Below are 6,948 nucleotides of genomic sequence, written 5' to 3' on the forward strand. Positions count from 1 at the left end.
TCGTCTCCGATGCTCTGGCCACCACGGCCCGAATCAACTCCGACCTCCCAGCCCTGGTCAGGGCTGATTCGGCGTACTATTCCTCACAAGTGGCCAAAGCCGCCCACGATGCCGGGGCTTATGTGGGCTCTTCCGGTTTCAGAGTGCGTGACGCGGTCTCTGACTGCCGGGTGTTGGTGATGAATGAGGGGCGGGCCTTGGGTGAAGATAGAAGTTCCTCAACTCGTCTCTCACCCAAGGCCCTGTCGTGCAATCTACCGTTTCTGCCGCGCCGTGTCCCGTCGCTGATGTCATTTGCCGCACTCTCGAGCTGGGCATCCACATCACCGGCGCTCACATCACCGATGATGACATCACTGTCATCGAAGCCTCACCACGCGAACCTCTCGGGTACTGCCCCGAGTGCGGTGCTGAAGGCCGGCTGCGTGACCACGTGATCCGCCGGCTGACGGACGTGCCGATCACCGGCCACCCGACCCGCCTGCACGTACGTCTGCCCCGCTACCAGTGTGTCCACGCCCAGTGCCCGCGCACGATCTTTCAGCACCAGCTCGAAGCGGCCGAACCCGGGGCGAAGACCACGAAACGCGCTACGACCTGGATCCTGAAACGGCTCATCCAGGACCAGATGAGCATCTCTGCTATCAGCAGGGCACTCGGACTCGGCTGGGACCTCGTCAACCAGCTGGCCACCACTGCCGCACAGTCCCTCGTCTACACGCACCCGGACCATCTGGCCGGGGTCCGGGTCCTCGGCATCGATGAGCACTGCTGGAAACACGTGCGCGGACAAGGAGAGGACTCCTTCGCAACGATCTTCGTCGATTTGACCCCGCTCATCGACGGGACCGGTCGAGCACGGCTACTGGACGTGAAGGCAGGCCGTTCCGCGAAGGTCGTGACCTCGTGGCTGCAGGAACGCTCCCAAGCGTTCCGTGACAGGGTCGAGGTCGTCACGATGGACGGGTTCGCCGGCTACCACACCGCGACCACGAATGCGCTGCCGGACGCGGTGCCGGTGATGGACCCGTTCCACGTCGTCCAACTCGCAGGGCAGAAACTCACTGCCTGCAGACAACGGCTCCAGCAGCAGATCCATGGACACCGCGGCCGGAAGACAGACCTCCTGTATCAAGGACGCCGGACCCTGCTGACACGCAGGTCCCTGCTGAACAAGAAGGGTAGGGACCGGCTGGAGCGGTTGTGGGCCGAGCACGATGACCACGTCGCGTTGGAAGTGACGTACCTCGTCTACCAAGACGTCATCGACGCGTACGAGCATCCCGATCGGAAGACCGGCAAGAAGCTCATGCAGACGGTGATCGAGAGTCTGCGCAGAGGCCTGCCGGCTGGGCTTGAGGAGCTTGCTCAGTTGGGGCGGACGCTGTGGCGGAAACGGGCTCAGGTGCTGGCGTTCTTCGATCGTGGTCGCGCGTCGAACGGACCGGTCGAAGCGATCAACGGACGCCTCGAGCACCTGCGCGGTATCGGGTTGGGGTTCAGGAACTTCGAGCATTACGTCCTGCGCTGCTTGCTCCACTCCGGGCAACTATCGAACCGGGTCAACGCACTCTAAAACCGGAAGAGCCACTATATAAGAAAGAGGTGGTGTGGCGCGAGGGCCCGTGGACCGGTCGTGATGCTGTGGAATTCGCGACTTTGGAATGGGTGCATTGGTATAACCACACCCGCCCCCATTCGCACTGCGGAGACCTCGCTCCAGCGCAGTTCGAGGAACACTACTACACTGAAACCAGTCGGCCAGTGGTGGCTGGCGTACCGCTATGAACTCTCCACCAAACTCGGGGCGATCCATGGCCCCGACCGACTAGCCGCCGCAGATCCTGATGAGATATCAGACATCATCGACACGCCCATGCTCATGTGGCTTCGGGTGTCGGGATGCTGTCGGTGAGCAGGTGCGCGAGCAGCAGTTTGATGACGAGCAGCGGCGCGATCCAGGCCAGCGCGTCCTCCGTCGGCTCGGCGACGACGGTCCACGTGATCAGCGCGGCGGCGCAGGCGAAAGCCACCGGCCGACGGAGGGCGAGCGGCGTCGAGGTGATCAGCAGCGCAAATGCGACCAGTCCCAGGTAGAGGACCGCGCTTGCCCACCAGGTCTGCGCGGGGAAGAGCAGGGCGACGACGAACGGGTGCACGTGCGCTGCGACGAACAGCACGGAGCGCCGTCGCCAGTGCGGACCGTGATGGAAGCGCCGTGCCGCTGCCCGCGTGGCGTTGACGACGACACCGCCGGCGATGTCGAATCCGAGCACGGCGAGGACGAGCACGTGCGCGGCCCCGTATCCGGAGACGATTCCGCCCGCTGCCGCAGCCGCAGCCCCTATCAGGGCAGCACCGTATCCGAGCGCGAGCTCCGGCCTCGTCGCGTCCGGCGCGACGAGCAGCGCGTTGACTCGCCCGAGCGCGGAGAGCCTGTCGTTCACGATGCGTGGGGTCCTTCCTCGTGGGACGCGGGTTCGGATCTCCGGCGGTTCAACCACTCCTGAAACTCCGTCTCCGAGCGGACGGCATCCTGGATGACGGCTTCATAGACCAGGTATCCGGGGACGGGATCATCGCCTGTGCCACGCGTTCGGACCGAGCGCTTCAGGGCCAGGATGGCCCCGCGGGATTCGTCGGTTACGAGTGGTGCGAAGCGGCGGAGGTGCTCGAGGTCGGGTTGGCGTTCGGGCTCGCCGACGAACCACAGATCCGCGGTCCACAGCTTCTCGCGCGGCGACATGATCTCCAGCCCCAGGTAGTAGCCGTCCGGGTATCGCGGGTCGGTGTTCCATCGGCCGGTGTCGTCCCGGATCACGACCTGCCGCACGTCTTCGTGCGAGGCGAGTTCCGCCCCCAGAGAGGTGATGCGTCCGATGGTCTCCTCGTTCAGCGCCACGCACGAGGTGGTGATGTCGATGTCCCGCCGATCGATCACGCCCAGGCCGGCGGCGCCGACCACGACCGGAGCGCCGACGCTCTCCAGCCGGCGCCACAGGCCAAGGCGCTCACACATTGCCCATGCCTCCTGGTCGAGCCGCCTCGCCCGCTCCAGCAGGTGCTCATCCTGGTGATCCGCCACCGCTCTACGCTTTTCGTGCACGCCGGTCAGCTCTTGGCGGGGGCGAGGGCGAGGGTCGCGCCCATGCCGACGAGCATCCCGCCGCCGGTCGCGCGCATCGTCGACAACCGGCGCGGCGAGGTCGCGAACCACTGACGCGCCGCGGAGGCCACCAGGGCCCAGCACGCATCGCAGGCGAACGCGATCGCCGTGAACACGAGCCCCAGGATCGCCATCTGCACCGCGACGGACCCGTTCTCCGGGCTGACGAACTGCGGCAGCACCGCCACGAAGAACACGATTGTCTTCGGATTCGTCACACCGACGATGAATCCCTCCCGCAGCACGCTCCACGACGACGCGCCCTGCCTGGAAGCGGTCATCGCGCCGGTGTCCACGCGCCGATGCCGGATCGCCTGCACTCCCAGATACACGAGATAGCCCGCCCCCAGCAGCTTGACCACCAGGAACACCACCGCGGACTGCGCGACGACTGCACCAAGCCCCACCGACACCAGGAGTACAAGCGGCAGACCGCCGAGCTCGTTCCCGAGCACACTCATCAGTCCGCCCCGCCGGCCCAGCGCCAGGGAACGGCCGATGACGAACAGCACGCTCGGCCCCGGCACCACGATCAGCACGAACGACATCACGGCGAACGCTACAAGCGCGTGCATATCCGGCATTTACTTCTCCTCTACTTGTCCTCGCCCCGCGCGACGTCTTCGATGCGGCGGGGCTGTCATCTCACGGGCTAGCGTCCCGGGGTCCGCTGCCACTCGCCGAGTGTGTTCTTCTGCATTGTTCGCCATCGCGGACAGGAGCCGTTCGAAGGCGAGGATCTGCTCGGCGTCGAACTCCTCCAGAAGCCGGTGCCCATCCTGCACGAGGGGTCCGTACATCCTCCAGAGGACCTCCTGCCCCTCCGGAGTCAACTCGACCAAGACCTTCCGACGGTCCGCCGGTGCCGGCCCACGACGCACGAAACCGCGACGGGACAGGCGATCGACCAGCGTGGTCGTCGCCGCAGGCCGCAGCCCAACAGCCTTCGCCAACTCGCCCGAGGACATTGCGCCGTCCGTCAGCCAGCCCAGACACCGCAGCTCCGTCGCCCCGAGACCCAATGTGCGACCGACCGCGTCATCGAAGGCTTGCACCACCCGTTGATACTGCTGAACAGCGACGCCGAAAGCCTCCGCAGCCTCTTCTCGCGACGAGCCCACCCCAGCCTCCTTCGACTGACGAATCTTTCGACGATCATAGTATCGGAGGGGCGCTGCATGACGTGAAGAAGTCGTTACGTTCGCTTGGTGCGCCGAGTCGTCAGCGAAGCGGACGGACGTCCCGGCGATTCAACTACACGGACAGCAGCGCTGCACGACTGTCGGGTCATGAGTCTGCTCGTCGGAGTTTCATGGTGACGAGGCGCGTGCTGATGTCGAATGCGATTAGCAATGTGCTCGCGGCCCTGACCGACCTCCGGAACGAGGCAAGGTAGATCGCCAGTCAGCTCCGCTATCGCACCGCATCCCCGATTCCACAGCTTCGTCCTCGTCCACGGCGCTGTCCCGATCTACGAGCTCTTCGACGCCGGGGACGCTACTCTCAGACATCACCCACGATGTGTCACCCGGCGACTCATTCCAAGCACCGGCGATCCTGAACGAGTGCGGCGGGCCTCACCTGGCTCTCGTCTTCGCAGTGTGGCCATCGGGGTTGGATCCCCGGTGGGATCCTGATCAGGGCTCAGAACGTCGCCCTCCGTCACTCGTCAATGAGTACTCGATGGTGCTGAGAAACCGGTCCGTTGCTGGGCTGGGTGGCCGGTTGGCGGCGTACACCATCACGAGTTCGCGCCCGATTTCGGGCTCGGTGTTCACCGTCCGCAGGTGCGGGTGGCCAACCATCGTTTCGGGGGGAACCAGGGCGATCCCGATGCCGTGTTCGACGGCGCTCAGCAGGTCCGCGATGGTGTCGGCTTCGAAGATGCTCCGCCGATGGAGGCCCGCTTCCTCGCACGCGACGTCGATCCGTGCGCGGAGCGCAGAGTCGGAGCGATACTCAGCGAACTGACGGTCGGCAAGGTCACTCAGGCGAACTCGTCGGCGGCGGGCGAGCGGGTCGCGATGGTTGACGGCGAGCACGAGCGACTGCGCAACCATGGGCCGCTTGTGCAGGTGGGCTCTCTCGAACGGACGATCGGCCACTGCGATGTCGAGGTCTCCGGAAACCACATCGTGGATGAGACTCGGTACCGCGTCGTGATGGACGCGCAGGTGGACTTCAGGATGGGAGACACTGTTCGCGCTGATCGAGGAGTTCTTCGACGCTGGGGACGCTACGCCGAAGCTATCGCCCGATGGGAACGAATCACCGGCCGGCCGATCCGCCCCAGCTCCCGCCATCCTGAACCAGGATGCCGGTCCGCGCGGCGCGCCCGCGTTCGTGGAATGGCTCATGGGACTCGACCAAGGGGGTCACCGATCCGAGTATGGGGCTGAGCCATGCTCAGCAGCTCACCGCTCTCGGCAACGGCGTCCTTCCCCGTCAGGCTGCACAGGCGCTGGCAGAACTCGTCCCCCTTACGACGAGGCGCCATCTCTTGCCGAGACCGTAAAGGTCGCTATTAGCCGCCCGCGTGGAGTGCCCGAGCAGCAGAGGAGCCCTCGCGGATGATCAGGTGTTCTGGCAGCACGTCGGTCAGTTGCAGGACCGGCTTGACGCTCAGGATTTTGCCGCGACGACCTATGTAACCGCTCTTCATGACCATCCCAAGCGATTCGAGAGCATCGTTTGGGACGTCGCTTCGACGCTCCTACAAGACGGCTGCTGCTCGCCGAAACCTTATAGCAGAGACCGCAGTGCCCCGTCCAGGAGCATCGTGGAAACTCTCAGTTATGAACTCAGATGTGCAAACACGCCTCCATGTCACGGTAGCGAGCGATGCGGACCGGGATGTGCTCGAACGCCTGTGGGTTATGTTCAGTCACGATCTCTCCCAGTACAACCACGCGCTACCCGACCACGACGGGCGGTTCCGCCAAGAAAGGCTTGACGCCGCCCTCGGCGGCGAGGCAGGTTGGGTCGCCCGACTGATCCATCTCGGCGGTTCACCTGTGGGCTTCGCCGGGCTACGAGCACTGGACAGCTCGCCCCACGTCATCAACAGCTTCTTCCTCGTCCACGGGGCCCGGCGACGAGGCATTGGAACGCTCACCGTCAAGTGCATTGTGGAGGAGTTTCCTGGACGCTGGTCCGTCGCTTTCCAGGACACCAATGAGCCTGCGGCCGCGTTCTGGCAGCGCGTGTGCAACTCGATCGACCCCGCCGCTATGAAAGAGCATCGTCCAGTGCCAGGTCGCCCCGAGCTCCGACCGGACACGTGGATCGAGTTCACTGTCAGGGGGTGAGCCAGTATCGACCGCGACTCTGCTACAGCACCTCCGGGCAGGAAATCCACCAGACCGGTGCTCCGACCTGGAACCTCGGTGGCGAGGGTGGTACGGACTGCACGCCAGTTCGGGTGTTGACGTCATTCAACCAAGGTCGATCCCTGACTGCTAGCTCACATCCGCGGTGATTGGATGTCCGCTCGTGTGTGAGGGCTCGGAGTGCGGGTTCTGCACGGGGCGGTGGAGCTTCTGACCGACGTCGTCGGTATCCGGGCTGAGTGGATCGATGCTCGTTATGACGCAGTGGTCTCACTGAGCTGGGATCACACGCTTCTCGCCCATGCCGCCCCGATCTCAGACGGGACTGATGCAGGGATTGGTGACACTTAATCTGGCTTGCTGACAGGCAAGTCTGGAAGGATGAACACCATGCCAAAGCCCTACCCGAAAGAATTCCGCGACGACGTCATTCGCGTCGTCCAGACCAGGGAT

8 protein-coding genes and 1 pseudogene are annotated in these 6,948 nt (G+C 64.7%); 3 read left to right on the plus strand and 6 right to left on the minus strand.

All coding sequences use genetic code 11. From position 1 onward, the window contains the following. Window positions 1–247 precede the first annotated feature (247 nt). Window positions 248–1,576, plus strand: a complete 1,329-nt coding sequence (locus ACFFN1_RS00570; protein ID WP_376837625.1) for an ISL3 family transposase — start codon at window positions 248–250, stop codon at window positions 1,574–1,576. A gap of 14 nt (window positions 1,577–1,590) precedes the next feature. Further along, a pseudogene (locus tag ACFFN1_RS00575) lies at window positions 1,591–1,693 on the plus strand (hypothetical protein); the annotation flags it as partial. Between the two features lie 187 nt (window positions 1,694–1,880). On the opposite strand, the gene ACFFN1_RS00580 reads toward ACFFN1_RS00575, so the two are convergent. From ACFFN1_RS00580 to ACFFN1_RS00605, 6 genes are all read right to left on the minus strand, one after another. Next, window positions 1,881–2,447 (minus strand): hypothetical protein, encoded by a 567-nt coding sequence (locus tag ACFFN1_RS00580; protein ID WP_376837626.1) that lies wholly within the window; start codon window positions 2,445–2,447, stop codon window positions 1,881–1,883. After that, window positions 2,444–3,085, minus strand: a complete 642-nt coding sequence (locus tag ACFFN1_RS00585) for a hypothetical protein (RefSeq protein ID WP_376837628.1) — start codon at window positions 3,083–3,085, stop codon at window positions 2,444–2,446. Before ACFFN1_RS00585 ends, ACFFN1_RS00580 begins: the two co-directional genes overlap by 4 nt. 26 nt (window positions 3,086–3,111) lie before the next feature. Continuing rightward, the gene (locus tag ACFFN1_RS00590) at window positions 3,112–3,750 is read right to left on the minus strand and encodes a LysE family translocator (protein WP_376837630.1); all 639 of its coding nucleotides are present in this window, start codon (window positions 3,748–3,750) and stop codon (window positions 3,112–3,114) included. Continuing rightward, window positions 3,751–4,287 (minus strand): MarR family winged helix-turn-helix transcriptional regulator, encoded by a 537-nt coding sequence (locus tag ACFFN1_RS00595; RefSeq protein ID WP_376837632.1) that lies wholly within the window; start codon window positions 4,285–4,287, stop codon window positions 3,751–3,753. It abuts the gene before it with no gap. 516 nt (window positions 4,288–4,803) lie between these two features. Then, window positions 4,804–5,523, minus strand: a complete 720-nt coding sequence (locus tag ACFFN1_RS00600; RefSeq protein ID WP_376837634.1) for a LysR family transcriptional regulator substrate-binding protein — start codon at window positions 5,521–5,523, stop codon at window positions 4,804–4,806. A 167-nt stretch (window positions 5,524–5,690) separates the two neighbouring features. After that, window positions 5,691–5,834 (minus strand): hypothetical protein, encoded by a 144-nt coding sequence (locus ACFFN1_RS00605; protein WP_376837635.1) that lies wholly within the window; start codon window positions 5,832–5,834, stop codon window positions 5,691–5,693. A 187-nt stretch (window positions 5,835–6,021) separates the two neighbouring features. Between ACFFN1_RS00605 and ACFFN1_RS00610 the strand changes: the two genes are divergently transcribed. Next, the gene (locus ACFFN1_RS00610; protein WP_376837636.1) at window positions 6,022–6,474 is read left to right on the plus strand and encodes a GNAT family N-acetyltransferase; all 453 of its coding nucleotides are present in this window, start codon (window positions 6,022–6,024) and stop codon (window positions 6,472–6,474) included. Window positions 6,475–6,948: the final 474 nt, after the last annotated feature.

The organism is Brevibacterium otitidis (genome assembly GCF_042429315.1).
In the GTDB taxonomy this organism is placed as follows: domain Bacteria; phylum Actinomycetota; class Actinomycetes; order Actinomycetales; family Brevibacteriaceae; genus Brevibacterium; species Brevibacterium otitidis.

Coding starts and splice junctions, on each gene's coding strand:
- ACFFN1_RS00605 (WP_376837635.1), bottom strand. CDS start 5,834: ATGGTCATGAAGAGCGGTTACATAGGTCGTCGCGGCAAAATCCTGAGC.
- ACFFN1_RS00590 (WP_376837630.1), bottom strand. CDS start 3,750: ATGCCGGATATGCACGCGCTTGTAGCGTTCGCCGTGATGTCGTTCGTG.
- ACFFN1_RS00600 (WP_376837634.1), bottom strand. CDS start 5,523: ATGAGCCATTCCACGAACGCGGGCGCGCCGCGCGGACCGGCATCCTGG.